We start from the raw sequence: 24,227 nt of genomic DNA, 5'->3' as shown, positions 1-24,227 counted from the left end.
GCACAGGCGGTCCCGCGCAGGCGGCGGGACCGGAGACACGCGCGCTACAGGAGGGGCTCCCTTGGAGCTCAGCAGGCCCAGCAGGCTCGGCAGACGAGCGTTCAGCGCCCTCGCGGGCACCACCGTCCTCGGTCTCGCGCTGGGCGGCAGCACCGCGCTGCCCGCCTCCGGCGCCCCGGGCCCCGCGCCCACCGGACCGCCGCCCGGCCCGCCCGGCGCCGACGGCGCGCGCCACCGGGTGGCGCTGAAGGGCGACTCGCTGCTGGTGGACGGCAGGCGGCTGGCCCTGTGGTCCGGCGAGCTGCACCCCTTCCGGCTGCCGAGCCCGTCCCTGTGGCGGGACGTGCTCCAGAAGATGCGGGCCTACGGCCACAACGCGGTCGACGTCCGCCTCGCCTGGAACCAGCACTCCCCCGCTCCCGGCGCGTACGACTTCACCGGTGTCCGCGACCTCGGCCTGTTCCTGCGCACGGCCGCCGAGTGCGGTCTGTACGTCGTCCTGCACCCGGGCCCGTACATCGGCGCCGACGTGGACGCCGGGGGCCTGCCCGGCTGGCTGACGACCGTCGGGGGCCGGGCCGGGAGCACCGACCCGGCGTACCTGCGCCACGCCGGCGAGTGGCTGAGCCGGGTCGACGCCGTCGCCGCCCGGCACCTGTTCACCCGGGGCACCGGCACGGTGCTGCTCTACCGGGCCGACGCCCCGGGGAGCGCCGATCTGGACCTCCTGCGCACGAGGATGCGCGCCGACGGCATCGACGTGCCCCTGCTGCACGGTGACCCGCCGCTCGCCCGTCGGGAGCCGGGGCCGGTCCGGGACGCCGCCGAGGCGCGGCGGGTCCACTTCGACCGCCTGGCGCGGGGGAGCACCCTGCACAACGTCCGGATGGCGTTCGGCGGCACCTCGTGGGGCTGGCTGCCCGCGCCCTCGGCGCCCGCACCGACCTACGACCCCGACGCGGCGATCGACGAGGCGCGGCGGCCGACGGACAAGCTCGCGCCGCTCCACCAGCTCGGTCAACTGCTGCGCCACGTACCGGACTTCACCGGAATGACCGAGGCGGAGGCGGCGGTCCGGGCCACGGACGCCCGGGTCCGGGTGCGGCACCTGGCCGATCCGGACACCGGGGCGCACGCCTACGTCCTGCGCAACGACTCCGCCGCCGACGTCACCTCGACCCTCCCCATGGGCGGGGCCGACGTGGAGGTCACCGTGCCCGCCCGGGACGCCAAGCTCCTCGCCACCGGCCTGCGCCTGGGCTCGGGGCGCAAGCTGGCGTACGCCACCGTGCAGCCCATGCTGGCCATGAGCGTCGGGCGGCTGGACATCGCCGCGTTCGTGGGGCGGGCCGGCGAGATGGCGCACCTGGTCCTGGACTGTCCCGACGAGCCGTGGCCGACCCGGCTGGACGAGGAGGCGGCCTGGGCCTTCGACCGCGGGCAACTGCATGTGACGGTGCCGCTCAAGGAGGACCGGCTGACCCGGGTGCGGGTGCGCGGCGGCGACACCGACCGCACCCTGCTGCTGATCGTCGCCGACGACGCCGCCTCGCTGCGGCTGTGGCCGTACGAGACCCCGTCGGGCCGGGTCCTGGTGCGCGGACCGGAGCTGCTGCGCGAGGCCGCCCTGGACGGTACGACGATCCGGCTGACCGGTGACACGGTCGCCGAACGGGAGCTGGAGGTGTGGGCGCCGCGCGGCATCACCGACGTCACCTGGAACGGCGAGGCGGTGCAGTCGGGCCTGGGCCGCGCCCTGAGCCTGATGGCCGTGTGGCCGCTGCCGGGCGTGCCCGACCCGGTGCTGCCCGCGCTGGACGGCTGGCGCCGGCGCACGGAGAACTTCGAGTCCCGGCCCGACTACGGCGACGAGGGGTGGGCGGTCGCCGACCGGCGCACGTCGCACAGCACGACTCCGGTCCCGGACGGTCGGCCGGTGCTCTTCGCCGACGACTACGGCTTCCACTACGGCGACGTCTGGTACCGCGCCCGCCTCACCGGCGCCACGGGGCTGGAGCGGGTGTCCCTCTCGTACCGCACGGGCGCGGACGGCCTGCTGATGGCCTGGCTGGACGGGGTGCCGCTGGGCAGCCACCAGCCGGGCGGGGCGGGCGACGGGAAGGGCACGTGGACCGGCACGGCCGGCTTCGGGCTGCCCACGGACCTGCGCGCCGGGCTGCGGCGGACCGCCGGGAGCAGGGCGGGCGAGGGGAGCAAGGGCGGCGAGGGCGACGAAGGCGCCGTCCTGTCCGTCCTGGTCCGGCGCACCCAGCACGGCCAGGACGCGTACCGGGAGGCCCGCGGGCTGACGTCGGCCGCTTTCGAGGGCGCCTCGCCCGAGGTGCGCTGGCGGATCATGGGCGCGGCCGCCCCCGACCCGGTGCGCGGGCCGCTCAACAACGGCGGGCTGTACGGGGAGCGCCACGGCTGGCACCTGCCCGGGTACGGCGACGGCGAGTGGGAGCGGGTGTCCCCGGCGGCGCTGTCCGGCGGGGACCGGCGCCAGGGCGTGACCTGGTACCGGACCACGTTCCGCCTGGACGTCCCGCCGGAGATCGACGCCTCGGTGGGGCTGCGCCTGGACGGACCCCGGGACCGCGGCACCGGCGCCCACCGCGTCCAGGTCTTCCTGAACGGCTGGAACCTGGGCGCGTACGTGGGCGGCCGCACGGGCGCTCAGCACACCTTCGTCCTGCCGAACGGCATCCTGCGCACCCGGGCCGCCGCCAACACCCTGGCCCTCGCGGTCCTGTCCGGCGGCGGCGCGCCGTCGGGACCGGGCCCGGTGCGCCTGGAGCTGCTGGGCGGCGCGGCCGGAGGAGTGCCGGTGAAGCCCGTCCCCTCCCCCGGCCGGCCCCGCGGCTGACCCGGGTCCGGGTCAGCGCAGCCGGATCACGTTCCAGGACAGCGGTTCCAGGGCGGCGGTGAGCCGGCCGTCCCTCAGGGAGGTGCCGTCGACCGCGTGCGGGACGACGCGCTCGGGCTCGGCGAGGGTGTTGCGGGCGTCGGGGTCGGCGTCCGCGAGGGCGCTGTGCTCGACGACCTCGGTCAGCTCCAGGCCGCTCAGGGCGACCTCCAGCGGGAGGGCCCCGGTGCGCGAGCGGTTGACGGCGAAGACGGTCACCGAGCCGTCCTCGGCGCGCACGGCGGTGGCGTGCAGCAGGTCGGCCTCGCCGTACTTGCCCGTCTCGTACGTGGGTGAGTCCACCCGGACGTCGAGCACCTCGCCGCGGCCGTACTCCGAGGCCTGGGAGAAGGGGAAGAACGTCGTCTGGCGCCAGGCCGGGCCGCCCGGCTCGGTCATGATCGGCGCGATGACGTTGACGAGCTGCGCGAGGCAGGCCACGGTGACGCGGTCGGCGTGCCGCAGCAGGGCGATCAGGAGCGAGCCGAAGACGACCGCGTCCATGACGCTGTAGTTGTCCTCGAGCAGGCGGGGCGCCTCGGGCCAGTCCAGGGCGCTGACCTGGGCCTCGGTCCTGCTCATGTACCAGACGTTCCACTCGTCGAAGGAGAGGTTGATCTTCTTCTTCGACTTGAGGCGGGCGCCGACGTGGTCGCAGGTGGCGACGACGTTCTCGATGAACGACTCCATGTCCACGGCGGAGGCGAGGAAGGAGTCGACGTCCCCGTCGTGCGGCTCGTAGTAGGCGTGCAGCGAGATGTGGTCGACCAGGTCGTAGGTCTCCTTCAGGACCGTCGCCTCCCACTCGGCGAAGGTCTCCATGGACTGCCCGGACGACCCGCAGGCGACCAGTTCGACGTCCGGGTCGATCTGGCGCATGGCGCGGGCGGTCTCGGCGGCGAGGCGGCCGTACTCCTCGGCGGTCTTGTGGCCGGTCTGCCAGGGGCCGTCCATCTCGTTGCCCAGGCACCAGAGCCTGATGCCGAAGGGGTCCTTGTCGCCGTGCTCGGCGCGCAGGTCGGACAGGGCCGTGCCGGAGGGGTGGTTGGCGTACTCCTGGAGTTCGAGCGCCTCGGCGACGCCGCGGGTGCCGAGGTTGACGGCCATCATGGGCTCGGCCTGCGGGCCGAGCTTCTTCAGGAAGTCGATGTACTCGCGGAGGCCGAAGCGGTTGGTCTCGGTGGAGCGCCAGGCGAGGTCGAGGCGGCGCGGGCGGTCCTGCACCGGGCCGACCGAGTCCTCCCACTTGTAGCCGGAGACGAAGTTGCCGCCGGGGTAGCGGACGGCGGTGACGCCGAGTTCCCGGACCAGCTCCAGCACGTCCTGGCGCAGGCCCTCGGCGTCCGCGGTGGGGTGGCCGGGCTCGAAGACGCCGGTGTACACGCAGCGTCCGAGGTGTTCGACGAAGGAGCCGAAGAGACGGGGGTTGACGGCGCCGACGGTGAAGGCGGGGTCGAGGGTGAAGCGGGCGGTGCGCATCTTTTCCTTTCGGTGGTTGTACGTTGTCTGCGGGCGCGTCGTGGCTTGTCGCGCAGTTCCCCGCGCCCCTTTGGGGCGCTCTACTGACCGGCGAGTCCTGTGTGCGCTACGCCCGCCACGATCTGGCGCTGGAAGAAGACGAAGACGACGATCAGCGGCAGGCCGGCCATCAGGCCGCCGGCCATGAGCTGGGCCCACTGGATGCCGTAGGAGTTCATGACGGTCGCGATGCCGTTGGGCATGGTCATCAGGTCGGGGTTGTTGGTGACCATGTAGGGCCACAGGAAGTTGTTCCAGGAGCTGATGAAGGTGAAGATGCCGACCGCCGCGAGCGAGGGGCGCGACAGCGGCACGATGATCGTGAAGAAGACGCGCCAGCGGCCCGCGCCGTCGATGAAGGCGGCCTCCTCCAGCTCGCGCGGGATGCCCTGGAAGAACTTGTAGAGGATGTAGACCATCGCGGCGGGTGCGCACTGCGGCAGGATCATGCCCCAGTAGGTGTCGACCATCCCCATCTGCTGGACGGTGGTGAACAGCGGGACGCCGAGCACGGCCGGGGAGACCATGAGGCCCGCCATCACCACGCCCATCAAGGCGCCCTTGCCCCGGAACTCGGTGCGGGCGAAGCCGTATCCGGCGAGCGCGGCGACCAGCAGCACGATCGCCGTCACGCACACCGACACGACCAGCGAGTTGACGAACCAGTCGGTGATGTTGCCGGTCTCGAAGAGGGCCTTCCAGGCCTGCCCGGTCCAGTCGTCGGGCAGCCAGTGCGTGGGCACCTCGACCGCCTCGGTCTCCGACTTGAGCGAGGTGAACAGGGCCCAGGCGAGCGGGGCGAGGAACACCGCGGAGACGGCGGTGCCCAGGAGCGTGAGCACGATCTGGCCGGGGGTCCAGCTCCGGCGGGGGCGGGTGCGGACCGGCGGTGCGGCGGTGGTCATCGGCCGCCCTCCTCACGGTTGCGCAGCAGCCACATCCGGGCGAGGGCGACGGCCGCGATGAGCACGAAGAAGATGATGGAGATCGCGGAGGCGTAGCCCACGCGGTAGCTGGTGAAGCCCTGTTCGAGCGTGTACTGCACGAAGGTGCGGGTCGAGTCCTCCGGTCCGGGTCCGAAGTCCTGGATGACGACGGCCTGGTCGAAGACCTGGAGGGAGGCGAGGATCTGCAGGGCGACGACGAGGCCGGTGATGTTGCGCAGCATCGGCAGCGTGATGTGCAGGACGCGGTGCCAGGCGTTCGCGCCGTCCAGTTCGGCGGCCTCGTAGAGGTGGGCGGGGATGCCCTGGAGCGCGGCGAGGTAGAGCAGGAAGCTGAAGCCGACGGTCCACCACAGGGTGGTGATGACGACCGCGAGCATCGCGTACGACTTGTCGGTCAGCCAGGGCGTTTCGAGGCCGAAGACGTGGTTGACCATGCCGGTGCCGGGGTTGAACAGCCACTGCCACAGGTTCGCGGCGACGGTGGACGGCAGCAGGAACGGCAGGAAGAAGCAGAGCCGCCACAGCCACTTGCCGCGCTCGATGTGGTGGGCCAGCATCGCGAGGAGGAGGGCGAGGACGGTGATGCAGGGCACGACGAGCAGCGTGAAGTACGCGCTGTGGCCGAGCGCGTCCCACATCAGGGGGTCCTTCAGGGCCTCGCGGTAGTTGTCGAGGCCGAGGAAGTTCGCGCTGTCGCCGGAGATGTTGGCGTCGGTGAAGCTGAGGTAGAGGCCGCGCAGCAGCGGCCAGACCACGAAGAGCGCGAAGAGCGCGAGGAACGGGGCGACGAACCAGCCGCCGTGCTGGAAGCCCTGCCCGCGGCGGACGCCGGCGCTGTCGGCGGCGGTCCTGGCACGCGCCGGGCGGACGATCGTCTCGGCACTGGTGGCGGTCATGCGGTGGCACCTCCCTGCGCGGCGGTGCGGCCGTCCATGGGGTTCTTCATGGCGAGCAGTTCGGTGAGCGTGCCCTTCATCCGGCGGGCGGCGGCCTCGGGCTTCGCGGAGCCCGTCGTCGAGGAGACGACGGCCGGGCCGACCCGCTGGGCGAGGATGCCGGTGGACCCGGCGAACCACACCTTGGGCTCGGTGGCCTGGTGGTCCATGGCCGAGACGTACTCGTTCTGCGGTTGCAGCTTCTGGTACGCGGCGGTGGAGAGGGTCGGCGTGTAGGCGGGGATGTGCCCGCCGGCCGCCCACTGCCGGGCGTGTTTGACGACGTAGGCGGCGAGCCGGTGCGCGCCCTCGTTGGTGGCGCCGCCGCGGTCGGCCTGGTGCGGCAGGACGAAGGAGTGGGACTCGGCGTGGGTGGCGCGCCGGCCGAACACGGGCGGCAGCTCGGTGGCGCCGTAGTCGAGCTTCGCGGCGTCGAAGACCGGCACGGACCAGTTGCCCTCCCAGGCGAAGGGGGCGCCGTTGACGAACTGCTCGGCACCGGCACCGCCGCCGAAGGAGGGGTCGGCGTACCCGTCGGCGACGTGCTTGCGCAGGAACTCCAGTACCTGGACGGCCTTGCCGGTGTCGAAGGTGACCTCGGTCTTGGCGTCGTTGAACCAGGTGCCGCCGAGCTGGGTGTAGAAGGCGACGAAGAACCACCACTGGAAGTTCTGGTCGTTGTGCCACAGGCCGATGGTCTGCAGCCCTTTCGCGGTGGCCTTCCTGGCCTCCTTGAGCACGTCGAACCACGCTTCGGTGGAGTCGACCGGCACGATCCGGCCGTCCTCGCCGAGCAGGCCCGCCTTCTTCAGCACGTCCTTGCGGTAGAAGCAGAGCTGGACGTGGATGTCGAGCGGCAGCGCGTAGAGCTTGCCGTCGATGACTGCGCGCTTCCACAGCTCCGGGTTGAAGTCCTGCTCGCGCACGCCGTACTTGGCGAGCAGCGCGGGGTCCCAGGGGTCCAGGAGGCGGCCGGGCGAGAAGCCGGTGACGCGGCCGAGGTGCATGACGCCGAGGTCGGGCGCGCGGTTGCCGGCGGCGGCCATGGCGAGCTTGGTGTAGAAGGGGCTGCCCCACTGGAGGGTGGAGTCCTTCACGTCGATGCCGGGGTTGTCCTCGCGGAAGGAGTCCAGCATCGCGATCATGTTGTATCCGTCGCCGCCGCTGAAGAGGTTCCAGTAGCGGACCCGGGTGTCCGCTCCGGAGGCGAGCGCGTCGGCGCCGGTGCCGAGCGCCGCGAAGCCGAAGCTGCCCGCGACCGTCAGACCGCCGGCCGCGGCCAGAAAGTGCCTGCGATTCAGGCCAGGTCGTCCCATGCCCTGCCCCATCTGTCGTCATTCAAAGAGTGATTGTTCGATATCTCGGATGTCGCTCGTAACTTCGAACGGGAACGTAGGTGGGAAGCGCTTGCGCGTCAATGGTTCAGGCAGGATCGGGCCGGTCTTCACAGGCGGCGGGGGCTGTCCCGAGGGCACCGTCTCGGCCACCTCGCGATCGACCGGGCCCCGGGAACTGGCCCAGAGGCCGCGCGTCTTGGCATATTGCAGGGGTGACCGACGGACGTCCGGGGGAACGAGGAGACAGCGGTGCGTACCAGGAAGGAGATGCGGCGTCTCGCTGACGCTCTCATCGACCCCATCGAGGTGGCCGTGCCGGCTGATCCCGAGGTGCTGTTCGAGGCACTCGTCGCCTCCGTCAGCACGTGGCGGGGACGGGAGGTGGTCGTGCACCGGGCGGCGTTCCCGCCGCACACCGCGAGTGGGCTGTGGCTCGAGCGCGAGAGCCACGACGACGTGGTGGTCGACGAACGCGCGGCCGTGTGGCACCAGATCGTGATCCTGTGCCACGAGGTGTGGCACATGAGCCGCCGTCGGGCCGAGGGCGGCGCGGAGGCGGACGACCGGTCCCGGGCGGTGGCCGCGCGCAGCGACTTCTCCCTGGCCGAGGAACAGGAGGCGGACCGCTTCGGCATGCTGATGGGCAGCCGGCTGCGCACCTGGCTGGACGCCTCCACCGACTCGGTGTTCGCCGCGGAGGGCGGCGGTCCGGCCGGCCCGGAGAGCCTCGCCGGCCGCATCGGGGCCGCGCTCAACTACCGCGGGACGACCGGATGAACAGCCTGATCAACTACCTGAGCTGCGCCGCGCTCTGGCTCGGCCTCGCGGTGCGGGCCCCCGACCTGCTGCGGCACCGGCACGATCCGTATCTGCGGGCCATCTGCTCGGTGCTGGGAATGGCCGGGCTCTGCTTCCTGCTCGGGGCGCCGCCGACGGTCGGGGCCGTCAACCGGCTCAGCGGCGTGCCCAACCTCGCGGCACCGGTGACCTACGCGGCGATCACCGGATACTGCGCCGCCTCCCAGGTCCTCGTCGTGCACTGGCGCGGCGGTCCCCGGGTGCGCCGTACCGCCCGCCGGTGGACGCTCGCCTACGCCGTCGTGGTCCTCGGCATCGCGCTGGCCTTCGCGCTCGGCGACGCGCCCGTGGAGCGCCGCACCGACCTGGACACCTACTACGCGACGACCCCGTTCATCGCCCAGATGATCGTGCTGTACCTGGTCGCGCACCTGACCGCGGCGACCGTCACGACGGTGTCCGCGCTGCGCTGGGCCCGGCAGGTGCGCGGCGGGCTGCGGGCCGGCCTGGCGCTGATCGGGGCCGGTTCGCTGTGCGGCGCCGGCTACAGCGCCGGCAAGCTCGTCGCGGTGGGCGCCCGCTGGTCCGGGCGCGACTGGTCGGCGCTCGGCACCACGGTCTCCCCGGCCGCCGCCGGCCTCGGGGCTCTGCTGGTGGTCGTCGGGGTACTGGTGCCGCTGGTGACGCCGCGGGTGGCCGAGTGGCGCCGGGCGGGACGCGCGTACGCCCGGCTGGGGCCGTTGGAACGGGCCCTGGACGACCTGCTCGTGCGCCGGGCGCTGCGGCTGCCGCGCCCGCGGTTCGCCTCGCCCGCCACCCTCCTGATGTGGCGCCGGACGAGCATCCACAACGCGCTCGGCCACCTGGACGCGTACTGCGACCGGGACCTGTACGACCGGACCCTTGCCGACACGCTGGCGGCGACGGGCGATCCCGCACTGGCCGGGGCGCATGCCTGGGCCGCGGTGATCGTCGACGCGCTGCGGCACGAGGCCGGCCCCGGGACGGGGTCGCCGCCCGCCGCGGGCACCGGTCGCCCGCCGGCCCCGGCGCCGGACCCGGCGGCCCTCGCGAGGATCTCCGACGTGCTCGCCGGCGCCGTGCGGGTGCCGGCCGCGTCCACCGCGCCGAGCGGCAGGACGACGGCGGGCACCGCGTGACGCCCGGCGGTGTCACCGAGGGTGACACGGACGGCCGCGCGGGCACCCGGCACGGCCGGGTCGCACAGGTTCCGCACGTAAGGAGTGGTCGGACGTGAGTCTCGTCGTCTACCTGGCGGCAGTGGTGTTCGGCATGACCTCGGTGCTGCTGTTCCGCCGCCCCCGGACGGCCGTCCGCAATCCGCTGGCCCTGTCCACCTGCGTGGCCATCGTCCTGGGTGCCCTGGTCTTCGTGTGCGCCGCCCCGGCCACCCTCGGCACCGTCAACGAACTCACCGGCGTCACCAACTTCGGGGCCCCGCTGACCTACGGCATGCTCTCCGCGTACAGCTGCGCGGTGCTGGTGCTGCTGATCAACTGGCGGGGCGGCCCCCGGCCGGTGGTGCGGCGCGCGGTGCTGCGCAGCATGGCGGCCTACGGCCTGCTGGTGGCCGCCATCGTGGTGCTGTTCCTGCTCGCCGACGCGGACACCGAGCGGCTGACCGACCTCGACACGTACTACGCGGGCACCCCGTTCATGCGGGAGATGATCCTGCTGTACCTGCTCGGGCACAGCGCGGCGATGCTGGTGATGTGTGCCGTCTGCGTCAAGTGGAGCCGTGAGGTGGGCGGCCTGCTGCGGGTCGGGCTGCGGCTGATCCTGCTGGGCGCGCTGCTGGACCTGGTGGGGTTCCAGCTCACCAAGTACACGGCCGTGGTGGCGCGGTGGACGGGTCACGACCTCGACTTCCTGTCCACCAGCGTGGCCCCGCCGATGGCGTCGCTGGCGGCGCTGGTGTGTTCCGTGGGGTTCGCCCTGCCCAGGCTGCTGCCTTCCGTCCTCGCCCACTGGCGGGGGCTGGACGACTACCGGCGCCTCGGTCCGCTGTGGTCGCTGGTGAAACCGGTGTCCACGGCTCCCCGGCAGCCGTCCGTCTGGTGGCGGCTTCCCCGGGCCCGGCTCCAGTGGCGCGAGGTCTCCATCCACGACGCCCTGCTCACCCTGGCGCCGTACTTCGACCACCGGGTCCGCGAGGGGGCACGGGACTCCGCGCTGCGCGCGGGCCGCTCCCCGCACGAGGCGCGGCTGGCGGCGGAGGCGGCGATGCTCGCCGACGCGGCGCGCCGGGCCACCGCCCGCGAGGAACCGTCCGACGCCACCGGCTCCTACCGGCTGCACGCCACCGAGGTACCGGGCGCGAGCGGGCTGGTGGAACTGTCGCAGGCCCTGCACCGTCCGCCCGGCCGGGCCGCCGCACCCGGCGGCACGGACCCGTCCTCCCTGACCGGACCCCTGAGCGAACCCGAGGAGCCCCATGTCGCGTAGAGCAGTCGTCGTCGGTGCCGGACTGGCCGGGATGCTGGCCGCCGCCGTGCTGGCCGACGCGGGCGTGGCGGAGGTCGTCGTGCTGGACCGCGACGAGCTGCCCGACGGGCCCCGGCAGCGCCGGGGTCTTCCCCAGGGCCGGCACGCGCACCTGCTGATGCCCGGCGGGCTCACCGCGATGGAGGAGATCGTGCCCGGCGCGAGCCTGGGCAAGCGGCTGCTCGCCGCGGGGGCGCACGAGGTGTCCCTCAGCTCGGGCGTGCTGGCCCGCGGCCCCGAGGGCTGGCTGCGGCGGTGGCGGCGCGCGGGGCCCGTCATGCTCACCTGCACCCGGGCGCTGGTGGACTGGACGGTACGGGCCGCGGTGCTCGAACAGACGGCCGTCGAGGTGCGCCGGGCGGCCGTGGTGGGCCTGAGCGGGTCCGCGGGGCGGGTGCGGGGCGTGCGGGTGTCGGGGCCCGGCGCGGAGGAGGACCTGGACGCCGACCTGGTCGTCGACGCGAGCGGACGCGGGACCCGGATCATCCCCTGGCTGGACGGGCTCGGGCTGTCCGGCGTCCGGACCCGGACCGTGGACTCGGGGCTGGTCAACGCCTCGCGCCTGTACCGGGTACCGGCCGGGGCGGAGCGGTTCCCGCTGACGGTGGTGCACGCCGATCCGTACGTCTCCCGGCCGGGCCGCAGCGCCATGGTCATGCCGATCGAGGGCGAGCGCTGGCTGGTCAGCTGCGGCGGCACGCGCGGCGGTGAACCACCGGCCGATCCCGAGGGTTTCCTGCGGTACACGCTCGATCTGCCGGACCCGATCGTGGGCCGGCTGATCTCCGGCGCCGAACCGCTCACCGACGTGCACCTGAGCCGGTCCACCAGCAATGTGCGGCACTACCTGGACAAGGTGCCCCACTGGCCGGAGGGCCTGGTGGTCCTCGGCGACGCGCTCGGCACCTTCAACCCGGCCTACGGACAGGGCATGTCGGTGGCCGCGTTCGGCGCCCGCGTCCTCGGCCGGGAGCTGGACCGGGCCGGCGGGCTCGACACGCCCGGCCTGGCCCGGCGGGTGCTGCGGGGTGCGGCGCGCCCGGTGGACGCGGCCTGGGCCATGGCCGTCGGGCAGGACGTCCTCTACCCCCTGACGCGCGGCGGCGGGCGGCCGGGGATCGCCGACCGGGCGGCGACGGCGTACACGCGGCGCATGACGAGGGCGGCCACCGGTTCCTTCGCCGCGGCCTCGGCGCTCTGGGACGTCACCAGCATGCGCACACCGCCGACCCGCCTGTTCCACCCGTCGGCGGTCCTGGCCGCGCTCGCCGGGCCGCCGCTCCCCCTGCTGACCGGGCCGCCGCTGACCCCGGGCGAGCGCGAGGTGCTGGACGGACTGGACCGCACGGGCGAGTGACCGGACGGGCGTGAGCCAGAGCGGGCGTGAGCCAGAGCGGCCGTGAGCCAGGACGGCCGTGAGCCAGAGCGGCCGTGAGCCAGGACGGCCGTGAGCCAGGACGGCCGTGAGCCAGGACGGCCGTGAGCCAAGGCGGGCGTGAGCCAAGGCGGGCGTGAGCCAAGACGGGCATGAGCCAAGACGGGCATGAGCCAAGGCGGGCATGAGCCAAGACGGGCATGAGCCAAGACGGGCATGAGCCAAGACGGGCGGCACGGCGGCCGGCCGTGCCGCCTGCGCCGCTCACCCGGCGAACGCGGGCTGCGCCACCCCCCGTCCGGCCCCCGGCACCACCAGCAGGGAGCCCGCCAGCGGGTGCGGGTCCGGCAGGCCGACGCGGGCCGTGGTGAGGTACAGGTCGGTGAGGTCCGGGCCGCCGAAGGCGCAGGCCGTGACCCGGGGGACGGGGAGGGCGATCACCCGGTCCAGGTCGCCGGACGGGGTGTAGCGGCGTACCGCGCCGCCGTCCCACAGGGCGACCCACACGCAGCCGTCGGCGTCGACGCACAGGCCGTCGGGGAAGCCCGCGCCGTCCTCGATCGCGGCCAGGGGGCGGCGGCTCGCGACCCGGCCGTCCGCGGTGACGTCGAAGACGTCGATACGGCGGGTCGGGGTGTCGGCGTAGTACATGAGCGTGCCGTCGGGGCTCCAGCCGGTGCCGTTGCTCACCGTCACGTCGTCGAGGACGGTCTCGGCGGTGCCGTCGCCGGTGTACCGGGTCAGCGTGCCCCCGCCGCGCGCCTCGTCGTAGCGCATGGTGCCCGCCCACAGGCTGCCGTCGGGGGCGACGGCGGCGTCGTTGCCGCGGCGGCCGGGGACGGGCTCGCGGTGCAGCCAGCGGAAGGTGTCGTCGGGGTCGAGCAGGCCGATCCCGTCCCGCAGGTTGAGGACCAGGCCGCCGCCCGCGCGGGGCTTGACGGCGCCCACGTGCTGGTCGGTGCGGCGCACGGTGCGCCGGCCGGTGGCCGGGTCGTGGGTGTGGACACGGGAGTTCAGGATGTCGAGCCACAGGAGGCGGCCCGTGGCCGGGTCCCAGGTGGGGCCCTCGCCGAGGGACGCCTCCGTGTGGACGGCCACCTCGAAGGCCGTACCGGTCGCCGTCATGCCGCGCTCCGGTGGCCGAGCCGCTCGGAGAGATCGGCGGCGCCCTTGACGGCGAGCTGCTCCAGTTCGGCGCGGCGCTCCTCGCTCCAGCGGATCATGGGCACGGAGATCGACAGCGCGGCGACGACCCGGCCGGTGCGGTCGCGGACCGGGGCGGCCACGCAGGACACGTCCGGGTTGGACTCGCGGCTCTCCACCGCCGTACCGCGCTCGCGGATCGCCGCCAGGGCCTCGCGCAGCGCGGCCGGGTCGGTGATGCTGTTCGGGGTCATCGCGGTCAGCTCGGCGCCGTCGGGGAAGCGCGCGGCGACCTCCGGCTCGGGCAGGGAGGCCAGCAGCATCTTGCCGACGGACGTGCAGTGCGCGGGCAGCCGGCGTCCGGCCGCGGACACCATGCGCACCGCGTGCGTGGAGTCGACCTTGGCGATGTAGATGACGTCGGTGTCCTCCAGGATCGCCACGTGCACCGTCTCGTCGCAGGTCTCGGCGACGGTGCGGGCGACCTGCTGGCCCTCCGCGGCGAGGTCCAGGTGCTCGGCGTAGCGGGCGCCGAGCTGGTACGGACGCACGCCGAGCCGGTACCGTCCGGACTGCCCGGCGACGGGGACGATGTACTTGCGGGCGGCGAGCGTGGTGACCAGCTCGTGCACGGTGGTGCGCGGCAGCTGGAGCCTGCGCACGATGTCGGGGGCGGAGAGCGTGCCGTCCCCGTCGAGGAAGAGCTCCAGTATGTCGAGAGCCCGGGTCACGGCCGGCACGAGGCGTCCCATGTCCAGCCCCCTCCCTAGGTGTGTTCGAGATTTCAACAGGTGATCGGGATAACGAACACAGGCTACTCATACCGCGTTTGCCCGGGCAATGGGCGTGCGGCCGCCCCATGGTCCGCTTCGTCCGCGATGATGGCTGCCATGCCGACCGGAAAGCGGCCCGCGGGCCCCTTCACCCCGCGCGACTTCCAGCTGGTCCTGCTGCGCCGCATGGCCGACCACAACCCCGGCCCGGTGGCGGACGCCCGCCGCGAGCTGGGCGCCTCGGTCGCTCAGATGCGCGAGGCCAACAGGCGCTGGCAGGCGATGCTGCACTCCCCGCGGGCCCGCTCGGCCGCCGCCCGGTACCGCTCCGTCCTGGGCGAGCCGGAGTCGGTGGCACCGCGCCGGATCGGCGACCTGGAGTGCGAGGCCCGGCAGTGGGCGCTGCCCCTGTGGCCCGGCCTGCGTTTCGAGGTGCTCGTCGCGGACAAGGGCGTCGTCTGGAACGAGTGGCTGGTGCGCGCCCCCGGCGTGCGGGGGCCCGAGCTGCGCACCCTGGACGACCTCGCGCCCTGGTCGTGCACGGTCGACGAGGCGGCCCGCGCCTTCGCCCCCGCCCGGCCGCTCCAGGGCTCGGCCCCGACCCGGTGGGGGCTGGCCTTCACCGCCCCGGACCGGGAGGGCGTACGGCACGAGGTGGTCGCGGAGTTCACCTGGGGGCTGTTGCAGCGCACGGCGGTCGGCGGCTGAGGCGGGGACGGCAGGGACGGCGGGCCCGGCGGGGACGGGCGGTCAGCGCTCGTCCTCCGGGTCCCAGTCCAGCAGGCGGACCTTGGCGACCGTACGGACGTGGCGGCGCATCGCGGCGGCGGCCTGCCGGGGCTCCCGGGCGGCGACGGCGTCCAGGATCGCGCGGTGCTGGGCCAGGGAGCGGCCGGGGCGGCCGGGCTGGCGCAGGGACTCGGTGCGGCTCTCGGCGATCTGGTGGGCGATGGAGCGCATGAACTCGGCGAGCAGGCTGCTGTGCGCCGCCGCCGTCACCGCCGCGTGGAAGAGCCGGTCGCCCTCGACGCCGTGCCCGTCCCGGTCGATCTCCTCGGCCATCACGGCCAGCGCGGACCGCATGGCGGCGAGGTCGTCCTCCGTGCGGCGCTCGGCGGCCAGTTCGGCGAGCTTCGTCTCCAGGGCCTCCCGGGCCTCCAGGACGTCCGGGAGGCGCCGGCGGCGTTCGACCATCTTCTCGACCGGCTCGACGTCGAGGCTGTCCCGGACCAGATAGGTCCCGCCGCCGTGCCGCGCCTCCACCAGGCCCTGCACCTCCAGGACCACGATCGCCTGCTTCACCGAGGCACGGCTGACACCGAGGCGCTGGGCCAGGTCCCGCTCGGGCGGCAGCCGGTCACCCGCCCGCAGGCCGCCGTCGGCGACGTACTGGCGCAGCCGCTCCAGCACCTGTTCGTACAGGCGCTGTCTGGTCATGGGGCGCAGGGCGTCGGTCATGAGGTCCCCCCTCTCGACGGGAGCGTAGCACCGGGGCCGACGGTGGCCCGGTGGCCGAGTGGCTGAGCCAATTGTTGCGCGACCCCTTGACGCCGGCTCCCGCCGGGCCCACGCTGACCAGCCAACCGCACCCTTCCAAGTGGCTCAGCCACTCAGCCATTCTCTGAGCCATTCCCATCGGCAGTCAGGTCAGCACTCGGGAGCCCCCGCATGTCCCCCGAACTCATCTCGATCCTCGTCCTCGTCGTGGTGTTCGTCATCGCCACCACCCGCTCCGTCAACATGGGCGCGCTCGCCTTCGCCGCCGCGTTCGGGGTGGGCACGCTCGTCGCCGACCTCGACGCGGACGGCATCTTCGCCGGGTTCCCCGGCGACCTGTTCGTCGTCCTCGTCGGCGTCACCTACCTGTTCGCCATCGCCCGCGCCAACGGCACCACCGACTGGCTGGTGCACGCGGCCGTCCGGCTGGTGCGGGGACGGGTCGCGCTGATCCCCTGGGTGATGTTCGCGCTCACCGGCGCGCTCACGGCGATCGGCGCGGTCAGCCCGGCCGCGGTCGCCATCGTCGCGCCGATCGCCCTGAGCTTCGCCACCCGGTACTCGATCAGCCCGCTGCTCATGGGCACGATGGTGGTGCACGGCGCGCAGGCCGGCGGGTTCTCCCCGATCAGCATCTACGGCTCGATCGTCAACGGCATCGTGGAGCGGGAGAAGCTCCCCGGCAGCGAGGTCGGCCTCTTCCTCGCCTCCCTGGTCGCCAACCTCCTCATCGCGGCCGTGCTGTTCGCGGTGCTCGGCGGGCGGAAGCTGTGGTCGCGCGGGGCGGTGGCACCGGAGGACGGCGGCATCCCCGGCAAGGGCGAGGCCGCGGAGTCCACCGGCACGGGCACCGGCGGCACGAGCACCGGCACCGGCACCGCCCCCACCGCGGTGGCGGTCCGTCCCGACCAGGAGACCGGCGGCGGCGCCGACGGCGGCATCCGCCTCACCCCCGCCCGCATCGCCACCCTGGTCGCCCTGGTCGCCCTGGTCGTGGCCGTCCTCGGCTTCGACCTGGACGCGGGTCTGACCGCGGTCACCCTCGCCGTCGTACTGAGCACCGCCTGGCCGGACGACAGCCGCCGCGCCGTCGGCGAGATCGCCTGGTCCACGGTGCTGCTGATCTGCGGTGTCCTCACCTACGTGGGCGTACTGGAGGAGATGGGCACCATCACCTGGGCCGGTGAGGGCGTCGGCGGCATCGGCGTCCCGCTGCTGGCCGCCGTACTGCTCTGCTACATCGGCGCGATCGTGTCGGCCTTCGCCTCCTCCGTGGGCATCATGGGCGCGCTGATCCCGCTGGCGGTGCCGTTCCTCGCGCAGGGCGAGATCGGGGCGGCCGGCATGGTGGCGGCGCTCGCGGTGTCGGCGACGGTCGTGGACGTCAGCCCGTTCTCGACCAACGGCGCGCTGGTGCTGGCCGCGGCCCCGGACGTCGACCGCGACCGCTTCTTCCGGCAGTTGATGGTCTACGGGGGCATCGTGGTGGCGGCCGTGCCGACCCTGGCGTGGCTCGTACTGGTCGTGCCCGGCTTCGGGTAGGCCCCACGAAGACCGGCAATCGTGAGCAACAGCTAAGGAGTACGACGCGTGTCCTCTCTCTTCCCGGCCCTCTCCCCGGCCCCGGCCGGCGCTCCGACGGGCGCTCCGGCCGACCGGCCCGCCCTGCGGTTCGGCGAGCGCTCCCTGACGTACGCGGAACTCGCCGCCGCGGCGGGCGCCACGGCCGGGAGGATCGGCGGCGCCGGCCGGGTCGCGGTCTGGGCCACCCCGGCGATGGAGACCGCCGTCGCCGTGGTCGCGGCCCTGCTGGCCGGGGTCGCGGCCGTGCCGCTCAACCCCAAGTCCGGCGACAAGGAACTCGCGCACATCCTCTCCGACAGCGCGCCCTCCCTGGTCCTGGCGCCCCCCGGCGCCGGACTCCCGCCCGCCCTGGGCGCCCTGGAGCGCGTCGACGTCGACGTGACGGCCCGCGGGACCGTCCCCGAGGACCGGACCGAGGAGGGCGACCCCGCGCTCGTCGTCTACACCTCCGGCACCACCGGGCCGCCCAAGGGCGCCGTCATCCCCCGGCGGGCGCTCGCCACGACCCTGGACGCGCTCGCCGACGCGTGGCAGTGGACCGGCGACGACGTGCTGGTGCAGGGGCTGCCGCTGTTCCACGTGCACGGGCTGGTCCTCGGCATCCTCGGCCCGCTGCGCCGGGGCGGGTCCGTGCGGCACCTGGGCAGGTTCTCCACCGAGGGCGCGGCGCGGGAGCTGAACGACGGCGCGACCATGCTGTTCGGGGTGCCGACGATGTACCACCGGATCGCCGAGACGCTCCCCGGCGACCCGGAGCTGGCGAAGGCGCTCGCCGGGGCCCGGCTGCTGGTGTCCGGGTCGGCCGCGCTGCCGGTGCACGACCACGAGCGGATCGCCGCCGCCACCGGGCGGCGCGTGATCGAGCGGTACGGCATGACGGAGACGCTGATGAACACCAGCGTGCGCGCCGACGGCGAGCCGCGCGCCGGGACGGTGGGCGTGCCGCTGCCCGGTGTGGAGCTGCGGCTGGTGGAGGAGGACGGCACGCCGATCGCGGCGCTCGACGGGGAGAGCGTCGGCGAGATCCAGGTGCGCGGCCCGAACCTGTTCACCGAGTATCTGAACCGCCCCGACGCCACCGCCGCCGCCTTCACCGAGGACGGCTTCTTCCGCACCGGCGACATGGCGGTGCGCGACCCCGACGGCTATGTCCGCATCGTCGGCCGCAAGGCCACCGACCTGATCAAGAGCGGGGGGTACAAGATCGGGGCCGGGGAGATCGAGAACGCCCTGCTCGAACACCCGGAGGTCCGGGAGGCCGCCGTCACCGGCGAGCCGGACCCCGACCTCGGGGAACGGATCGTGGCCTGGATCGTCCCGGCCGACCCCGCCGCGCCGCCCGCCCTCGGCACGCTGGCCGACCACGTCGCCGCCCGGCTCGCCCCGCACAAGCGGCCGCGCGTCGTCCGGTACCTCGACGCGGTGCCCCGCAACGACATGGGGAAGATCATGAAGCGGGCGCTGGACCGTGGCTGAGCGCCCGACCGCGCGGGAGTTCCTCGCCCTGGTCGCCGACGACGCCGCCTTCGCCGAACTCCCCCACACGGACGGCGCGTGGCGGCCTGACGGGCCCCTCGGCTGGCCCGGCTACGACGCCTCGCGGGCCCGCGCCGCCGAGCGCACCGGCGAGCCGGAGTCCGTCGTCTGCGGCACCGGCCGTGTCGAGGGCACCCGGGCCGTGCTGATCTCCTTCGAGTTCGGCTTCCTCGGCGGCTCGCTGGGCCGGCGCACCGGCGACCGACTGGAGGCGGCGTACACCTACGCCCGTGAACACCGGCTGCCGGTGGTGCCGTTGGTCGCCACCGGTGGCAGCCGGATGCAGGAGGGGATGCTCGCGCTGACCCAGTTGCAGCGGGTGGCCCGGCAGTCGGCGCTCACCCGGGCGGCCGGTCTCGCGCAGGTCGCGGTGGTGCGGGACCCGGCGACCGGTGGCGGCTGGGCGACGTTGGGCGCGGGCGCCGACGTGGTCCTCGCCCTGCCCGGCGCCCAGGTCGGCTTCGCCGGGTCGCGGGTCCGGCCGCCGGGTGCCGACCCCGCGGCGTACACGGCCGAGGCCCAACTGGCGGCGGGCAGCGCGGACGCCGTCGTACCGCCCGGGGAGCTGCGCGCGGTGCTGGGGCGGTGGCTGCGGCTGCTGACGGCGCCGTCCGGCGGTCCGGCGCCGGTGCCGGAGCCACTGGGCGCCCGGGACCTGCCGGTCAGCGGCTGGGACGCGGTACGGCGGGCCCGCGATCCCGGACGCCCGCGCGCCGGGGCGTACCTGGACGCCTACTTCACCGACCGCGTGGCCCTGTCCGGCGACCGCTGCGGCGGCCGGGACCCGGAGGGCATGCTGTGCGGCTTCGGCACGCACGCGGGGCGGACGGTCGCGTACGCCGCCCAGACGGGGACGGCGACCCGGCCCGCGGGGTACCGCACCGCGACCCGGCTGATCCACCTCGCGGACCGGCTCGGCATCCCGGTGCTGACCCTGGTGGACACGCCGGGCGCGGCCAACGACGCGGCGGCGGAGCGGGAGGGGGTGGGTCCGGCGATCGCGGACCTGTTCGGCGCCGTCGCCTCGGTGCGTACGCCGGTCACCACGCTGGTGATCGGCGAGGGCGGCTCGGGCGGGGCACTGGCCCTGGCGGCGCCCGGCCGCACCTGGGCGACCCCGGACAGCTACTTCTCCGTCATCGCGCCGGAGCACGCGGCGGCGATCCTGAAGCGCCCGCCGCAGGAGGCGGAGGCGACGGCCGGGCAACTGCGGTTGCGTCCGCAGGACTTGGCGGCGCTTGGCGTGATCCGAACAAGCGAGCAGTTGTTCGCTGGAACAGGTGATCGTCGCTCTGAAGAGCGCATGTGACTGCAGGGACCAACGATACTTACGGTGTGCAAGCAACGGGCTGCAGACCGTAGTTGACGCACATGTCCCGAGTAGTCCCGCGGGTCTCCGTCTCAGGGGCCCGCACCTGAACAGCGCAAGGAGCTGCACGATCATGAACCTTCTCACCGACATCCTCGCCGGCATCGTCCACTTCGTCGGCTGGCTGGTCTGACGGTCCGAGAAACCGACGGCGCCGCCTCCCCGTCCCAGGGAGGCGGCGCCGTCCGCGTTGCGGAAAGCGGGCGCGGTCTACCGCACGGCCACCGCCCGCACGATCTCCTGCGTGACCGAGCCGCCCCGGTCGTCGCGCGCGGAGGCCCGCAGCGAGACGTGCTCGGCGTCGCGCGGCACGCGCAGCGTCCCGTGCCAGGACGCCTCTCCGTCACCGTGACCGCCGCGCAGCCGGACCTGCTGCCAGCTCTTCCCGTCGTCGTAGGAGACTTCGAGCTTCCCGCCGCCGAGCTTCCCGGTGTCCGGGGCGCCCGCCACGTACGCGGCGTCGAGACCGACCCGCAGCTTCTTGCCGCCGCGCACCTTCCCCGCGAGGTCGGTGTCGACGTCGAAGGAGAGGTTGATCAGCGGCAGGAAGGTCCACCGGTCGTCCGGCGTCTCGGCCGAACGGAAGGTCCACTCCGCGTGGCCCTTCGTCGCCAGCGGCCAGCGCGCCGCGTCCAGCGCCGTGTCGGTGACGAGCTTGTAGGTGTGCTCGTCGGCCGGTGCCTCCCACACATAGGCGGCGGAGCCCTTGTTGCCCTGGTCGACCGGTTGGCCGTCCAGGTAGACCGAGGTGGTCTGCGTCATGCCGCTGTCGTCGCTCCACACGTCGCCGAAGCCGGTGTGGTCGGGTCCCGAGTCGCCCCAGCCGGGGGCGTTGAGCTGGATCTGGTTGCCCAGCCGCTGCTGTCCCCAGCCGAGCCCGGTGCCGAGGTAGGGGTGCCACACGGGCTTGAACCAGTTCCGCTCCGTGCGCGACCCTCCCCGGTACCGGATCAGTCCGCCGCGCTCCTCCAGCGCCGTGCCGCCGGTCGTCACGGTCTCGTGCCACCGCTGGCCGGGCCCGGTGGACACGTACGCGGTGCGTTCGGCGGGGTAGTCGATCCGCTCCCGGAAGCCGAGGCCGACCGGGAAGGTGTCGGTGATCGAGTACCGGAACTCGCCGCCGCTCGCCGGTTCGGCGGCGTGGTACTTGGCGCGCACCACGGCGAGGTCGCGGTGCCGGGGCTCGAAGGTGAGGTCCCGGTCGGGCACGGCACCGGGGTGCCCCTCGGAGAGGTCGTACACGTAGGGCGTGTTGCGGGTGCCGGTCATGTCGACCCGGCCGGCCCGGTGCAGCCGGCGGGCGTCGGCCGCGGAGACCGTGGCGATCTGGAGCGGCCGGTCGGCGTTGTCGGCGGTGCCCCACCACGACATCAGCCGTCCGGGGGCGTCGTCGGTCACGAACAGCGCCTTGACGCCCGCGTCCTGCGCGGCCTGGGCGAGCGCCGTCGGTTCGGTCCCCTCGGTGAGCTTCGCGAGGACCGCCTTGCCGCGTACGCCGTCCGGGAAGGGCCCGGCCCCGACGTCCCCGACGTCGACCAGGGGCAGCCGGGTGCGGCCCTCGGTCAGGGTGCCGCCGGACTGGACGGTCGCCTCGCCGATCCCCTTGACCTCAAGGAGCGGCTTGCCGAGCCGCCACACGGTGCGGTACTCGAAGCCGCCCTCGGTGACCTTCCGGGTCGGCGCGGCGAAGATGCTGTCGTACGTCAGCGGCACCTGGACGGCGCCGAACAGGTCGGAGCCGTTCGCCTCGCGGTCGTACTCCATGATGAGCTGTCGGGTCTCGGTGCGCCGGTCGACGTCGGCGCTGATCTCGCGCAGCTCGCGGCCGTCCAGGGTGATCTCGCGGTCCCGGTCGACGACGACCTCGGGTGCGGCGAGGAAGCCGAGGCCGAGGGAGTCGGCGCCGTGGCTGCCGCGCACGTCGAGGAAGGACGACAGGCTGTACGTCCCGCGCGGGAGCCGCAGCTCCAGGGTGCCGGAATCGCCGACGTGCGCCGCGAAGGGGTCGACGCCCTCGGTGAGCCGCTGGACGGTCAGGTCGGCCGGGGTCGCGGCGCCGGAGCGGTCCAAGACGCGTACGGTGAGCGTGTACCGCTCGTCCTCCTTGACCAGCCCGAACGCGGTGTGCGCGAGGGCCTTCCCGCTCGCGTCGGCCGCGACGATCTGCCCGCCGGTGGTGCCGACCGGCGCCTTGGACCCGTCCCCGGTGACGGTGGTGGCGGCGGTGCCGTGCGCGGGCACGGTGAGGGAGGTGTCGGCGAGGGTGGCGACGCCCTCGGGGGCGCCCCGCACGGACAGCTTCAGCTCGACGGCCGCGTCGGAGTCGTTGGTGTACGTGACCGTCCTGGTGACCGGCTCGTTGGCCTCGTACGGCCAGGAGTAGAAGCCCAGGTCGGCGCTGCCGGTGGCGGTGACGTCGGCGTCGACCGCGTCGGGCACGCTGACCCGGCCCGCGCCCAACTGGTAGACGGGGGCGTCCAGTTCCTTCGAGGTGGACATCAGCGCGTCCTTGAGCCGCGCGCCGGTCCAGTCCGGGTGCTCCTCGGCGAGCAGGGCGGCCACCCCGGCGATGTGGGGCGTCGCCATCGACGTACCGTCCATGCTGGTGTAGTCGCCGCTGCCCTCGGTCAGCCGGGAACGGGCGGCGAGGATGCCGACGCCCGGGGCCGACAGGTCGGGCTTGAGCGCGTTGTCCCCGTACCGGGGTCCGGCGCTGGTGAACCAGGCGGCCTGGTCGGCGGAGTCGACGGCACCCACGGTGAGGGCGGCGTCGGCCGCGCCGGGCGAGCCTATGGAGGACGGGGCGCCGGTGTTCCCGGCCGCGATCACGAACAGGGCACCGGTGTCGCGGGACAGGGTGTTGACGGCCTGGGCCATCGGATCGGTGCCGTCGCTGGGTTCGGTGGAGCCGAGGCTCATGGAGACGATGTCGGCGTCCACGTCCCGGGCGGCCCACTCCATGCCCGCGATGATCTCCGACTCGCTGCCGAAGCCCTCGTCGTCCAGCACCTTGCCGACCGCGAGCGTGGCGCCGGGCGCGACGCCCTTCTCCTTGCCGTCGGAGGCCGCGCCGCTGCCGCCCACGGTGGAGGTGACGTGGGTGCCGTGCCCGTTGCGGTCGGCGACCTCCTCGCCGGGGATGAAGCTGCGGCTCTGCGCGATCCGCCCCGCGAGGTCGGGGTGCCCGGCGTCCACGCCGCTGTCCAGCACGGCCACGGTGACGCCCTTGCCGGTCAGTCCGGCCTCCCAGGCCTCGGGCGTGCCGATCTGCGCGTTGGACTCGGCCATGTCCGCGGTGACCCGGCCGTCGAGCCACACCCCGTCGACACCGGCTCCGCCACGGGTGAATTCCCGCCAGAATTCCCGTCCCTTGTCGGCCTCGACGGCGGCCCCGCGCACGCTGGGCAGCGACCGGGTCCGATCGGCGCCCCGCGGGGTGGCGGCCCGCGCGCCCTTGTCGTAGGTCACGATCAGCGGCAGCTCGCCGGTCTCACTGTCGGCGAGGCCCTGCTCCAGCAACTCCCCGACGTCGAAGAGCCGTTCGTCGAGGCTGCCGTCGCGCAGGTACGGCAGGGCCTCGTCCGGTACGACGGTGGTCCGGCCGCCGGAGCTGCTGGTGCGCACGGCTCCGGTGGCGCCCTCGGGCCGCTCGACGGCGACGGTCTTCTGGCCGCCGCCGAGGTCGGTGACGGTCACCCGGTCGCCGGTGACGAGGGTGACGGTGCGGGCCGCGTCGGCCGCACCGGCCGTACGGGCGGCCGCCGTTCGGGGCGGCGCCGGGTCCGGGGGTGGATCCTGCGCCGCCGCCGTCCCGGCCGGCAGCAGCGCGATCACGAGTCCCGCCGACAGGAGGGTCGCCCCGCGTCTGACTGGTCCTGTGCTCATCCACGTCTCTCTTCGTGTCGTCGTAGAGTGCGGTGAAGAGTGCTGTGAGCAGTCTCAGGGGGCCGGTGGGGCACGGGAGTTGACCGGAGGCGGCGGTTAGTCGCCCTGGCGGGTTTCCGC

17 protein-coding genes are annotated in these 24,227 nt (G+C 74.0%); 9 read left to right on the top strand and 8 right to left on the bottom strand.

The window, feature by feature from the left end:
* Positions 1-61 precede the first annotated feature (61 nt).
* Positions 62-2,866, top strand: a complete 2,805-nt coding sequence (locus ACFV9J_RS20915; protein WP_385356246.1) for a beta-galactosidase — start codon at positions 62-64, stop codon at positions 2,864-2,866.
* Positions 2,867-2,878: 12 nt separating this feature from the next.
* Here the strand turns inward: ACFV9J_RS20915 and ACFV9J_RS20910 are convergent, their stop codons facing one another.
* From ACFV9J_RS20910 to ACFV9J_RS20895, 4 genes are all read right to left on the bottom strand, one after another.
* Positions 2,879-4,384: an alpha-N-arabinofuranosidase gene (locus ACFV9J_RS20910; protein ID WP_385356244.1), complete on the bottom strand. Its 1,506-nt coding sequence runs from the start codon at positions 4,382-4,384 to the stop codon at positions 2,879-2,881.
* 80 nt (positions 4,385-4,464) lie between these two features.
* Positions 4,465-5,328 carry a carbohydrate ABC transporter permease gene (locus ACFV9J_RS20905; RefSeq protein ID WP_385356242.1) on the bottom strand — a complete coding sequence of 288 codons (864 nt, stop codon included), beginning with the start codon at positions 5,326-5,328 and terminating at the stop codon, positions 4,465-4,467.
* The gene (locus tag ACFV9J_RS20900; protein WP_385356240.1) at positions 5,325-6,266 is read right to left on the bottom strand and encodes a carbohydrate ABC transporter permease; all 942 of its coding nucleotides are present in this window, start codon (positions 6,264-6,266) and stop codon (positions 5,325-5,327) included. The genes ACFV9J_RS20905 and ACFV9J_RS20900 overlap by 4 nt, the downstream gene beginning before the upstream one ends.
* On the bottom strand, positions 6,263-7,621 hold the full coding sequence (locus tag ACFV9J_RS20895) for an extracellular solute-binding protein (RefSeq protein ID WP_385356238.1): 1,359 nt from the start codon (positions 7,619-7,621) through the stop codon (positions 6,263-6,265). Before ACFV9J_RS20895 ends, ACFV9J_RS20900 begins: the two co-directional genes overlap by 4 nt.
* Before the next feature lie 270 nt (positions 7,622-7,891).
* Here ACFV9J_RS20895 and ACFV9J_RS20890 point away from each other — a divergent pair, with 270 nt between their 5' ends.
* From ACFV9J_RS20890 to ACFV9J_RS20875, 4 genes are all read left to right on the top strand, one after another.
* A complete protein-coding gene (locus ACFV9J_RS20890; RefSeq protein WP_385356237.1) occupies positions 7,892-8,419 on the top strand; it encodes a toxin in 528 nt (175 codons plus the stop codon).
* Positions 8,416-9,600, top strand: a complete 1,185-nt coding sequence (locus tag ACFV9J_RS20885; protein WP_385356235.1) for an MAB_1171c family putative transporter — start codon at positions 8,416-8,418, stop codon at positions 9,598-9,600. Before ACFV9J_RS20890 ends, ACFV9J_RS20885 begins: the two co-directional genes overlap by 4 nt.
* Before the next feature lie 94 nt (positions 9,601-9,694).
* Positions 9,695-10,906 (top strand): MAB_1171c family putative transporter, encoded by a 1,212-nt coding sequence (locus tag ACFV9J_RS20880; protein ID WP_385356234.1) that lies wholly within the window; start codon positions 9,695-9,697, stop codon positions 10,904-10,906.
* The gene (locus tag ACFV9J_RS20875) at positions 10,896-12,302 is read left to right on the top strand and encodes an FAD-dependent monooxygenase (protein WP_385356233.1); all 1,407 of its coding nucleotides are present in this window, start codon (positions 10,896-10,898) and stop codon (positions 12,300-12,302) included. Before ACFV9J_RS20880 ends, ACFV9J_RS20875 begins: the two co-directional genes overlap by 11 nt.
* Before the next feature lie 282 nt (positions 12,303-12,584).
* On the opposite strand, the gene ACFV9J_RS20870 is transcribed toward ACFV9J_RS20875, so the two are convergent.
* Both ACFV9J_RS20870 and ACFV9J_RS20865 read right to left on the bottom strand, forming a co-directional pair.
* On the bottom strand, positions 12,585-13,445 hold the full coding sequence (locus ACFV9J_RS20870; protein WP_385356231.1) for an SMP-30/gluconolactonase/LRE family protein: 861 nt from the start codon (positions 13,443-13,445) through the stop codon (positions 12,585-12,587).
* Entirely contained in the window at positions 13,442-14,215 is a 774-nt protein-coding gene (locus tag ACFV9J_RS20865) for an IclR family transcriptional regulator (RefSeq protein ID WP_007449320.1), read from the bottom strand. Before ACFV9J_RS20865 ends, ACFV9J_RS20870 begins: the two co-directional genes overlap by 4 nt.
* A 126-nt stretch (positions 14,216-14,341) precedes the next feature.
* Here ACFV9J_RS20865 and ACFV9J_RS20860 point away from each other — a divergent pair, with 126 nt between their 5' ends.
* Positions 14,342-14,944 carry a hypothetical protein gene (locus ACFV9J_RS20860; protein ID WP_385356230.1) on the top strand — a complete coding sequence of 201 codons (603 nt, stop codon included), beginning with the start codon at positions 14,342-14,344 and terminating at the stop codon, positions 14,942-14,944.
* A 42-nt stretch (positions 14,945-14,986) separates the two neighbouring features.
* Here the strand turns inward: ACFV9J_RS20860 and ACFV9J_RS20855 are convergent, their stop codons facing one another.
* Positions 14,987-15,694, bottom strand: coding sequence for a FadR/GntR family transcriptional regulator (locus ACFV9J_RS20855; RefSeq protein ID WP_385356229.1), 708 nt, complete (start codon positions 15,692-15,694; stop codon positions 14,987-14,989).
* Positions 15,695-15,904: 210 nt separating this feature from the next.
* On the opposite strand from ACFV9J_RS20855, the gene ACFV9J_RS20850 reads away from it, so the two are divergent.
* The 3 genes from ACFV9J_RS20850 to ACFV9J_RS20840 are packed head-to-tail and all read left to right on the top strand — an operon-like array spanning position 15,905 to position 20,162.
* A complete protein-coding gene (locus tag ACFV9J_RS20850) occupies positions 15,905-17,275 on the top strand; it encodes an SLC13 family permease (protein ID WP_385356227.1) in 1,371 nt (456 codons plus the stop codon).
* 48 nt (positions 17,276-17,323) lie between these two features.
* Positions 17,324-18,793 (top strand): acyl-CoA synthetase, encoded by a 1,470-nt coding sequence (locus ACFV9J_RS20845; RefSeq protein ID WP_385356225.1) that lies wholly within the window; start codon positions 17,324-17,326, stop codon positions 18,791-18,793.
* Positions 18,786-20,162, top strand: a complete 1,377-nt coding sequence (locus tag ACFV9J_RS20840; protein ID WP_385356224.1) for a carboxyl transferase domain-containing protein — start codon at positions 18,786-18,788, stop codon at positions 20,160-20,162. The genes ACFV9J_RS20845 and ACFV9J_RS20840 overlap by 8 nt, the downstream gene beginning before the upstream one ends.
* Before the next feature lie 270 nt (positions 20,163-20,432).
* Here the strand turns inward: ACFV9J_RS20840 and ACFV9J_RS20835 are convergent, their stop codons facing one another.
* Entirely contained in the window at positions 20,433-24,107 is a 3,675-nt protein-coding gene (locus ACFV9J_RS20835) for a S8 family serine peptidase (RefSeq protein WP_385356222.1), read from the bottom strand.
* Positions 24,108-24,227: the final 120 nt, after the last annotated feature.

Source organism: Streptomyces sp. NPDC059906, assembly GCF_042730645.1.
Lineage (GTDB): Bacteria > Actinomycetota > Actinomycetes > Streptomycetales > Streptomycetaceae > Streptomyces > Streptomyces rubrogriseus.
The sequence above is the reverse complement of the archived record's forward strand: the minus strand, read 5'-3'. Positions and strand labels throughout refer to the sequence as shown.

What these genes read in the sequence shown, in the direction of transcription:
- ACFV9J_RS20910 (WP_385356244.1), bottom strand. Translation starts at nt 4,384, where the DNA reads ATGCGCACCGCCCGCTTCACCCTCGACCCCGCCTTCACCGTCGGCGCC.
- ACFV9J_RS20905 (WP_385356242.1), bottom strand. Translation starts at nt 5,328, where the DNA reads ATGACCACCGCCGCACCGCCGGTCCGCACCCGCCCCCGCCGGAGCTGG.
- ACFV9J_RS20900 (WP_385356240.1), bottom strand. Translation starts at nt 6,266, where the DNA reads ATGACCGCCACCAGTGCCGAGACGATCGTCCGCCCGGCGCGTGCCAGG.
- ACFV9J_RS20895 (WP_385356238.1), bottom strand. Translation starts at nt 7,621, where the DNA reads ATGGGACGACCTGGCCTGAATCGCAGGCACTTTCTGGCCGCGGCCGGC.
- ACFV9J_RS20885 (WP_385356235.1), top strand. Translation starts at nt 8,416, where the DNA reads ATGAACAGCCTGATCAACTACCTGAGCTGCGCCGCGCTCTGGCTCGGC.
- ACFV9J_RS20875 (WP_385356233.1), top strand. Translation starts at nt 10,896, where the DNA reads ATGTCGCGTAGAGCAGTCGTCGTCGGTGCCGGACTGGCCGGGATGCTG.
- ACFV9J_RS20870 (WP_385356231.1), bottom strand. Translation starts at nt 13,445, where the DNA reads ATGACGGCGACCGGTACGGCCTTCGAGGTGGCCGTCCACACGGAGGCG.
- ACFV9J_RS20865 (WP_007449320.1), bottom strand. Translation starts at nt 14,215, where the DNA reads ATGGGACGCCTCGTGCCGGCCGTGACCCGGGCTCTCGACATACTGGAG.
- ACFV9J_RS20860 (WP_385356230.1), top strand. Translation starts at nt 14,342, where the DNA reads ATGATGGCTGCCATGCCGACCGGAAAGCGGCCCGCGGGCCCCTTCACC.
- ACFV9J_RS20855 (WP_385356229.1), bottom strand. Translation starts at nt 15,694, where the DNA reads ATGACCGACGCCCTGCGCCCCATGACCAGACAGCGCCTGTACGAACAG.
- ACFV9J_RS20850 (WP_385356227.1), top strand. Translation starts at nt 15,905, where the DNA reads ATGTCCCCCGAACTCATCTCGATCCTCGTCCTCGTCGTGGTGTTCGTC.
- ACFV9J_RS20835 (WP_385356222.1), bottom strand. Translation starts at nt 24,107, where the DNA reads ATGAGCACAGGACCAGTCAGACGCGGGGCGACCCTCCTGTCGGCGGGA.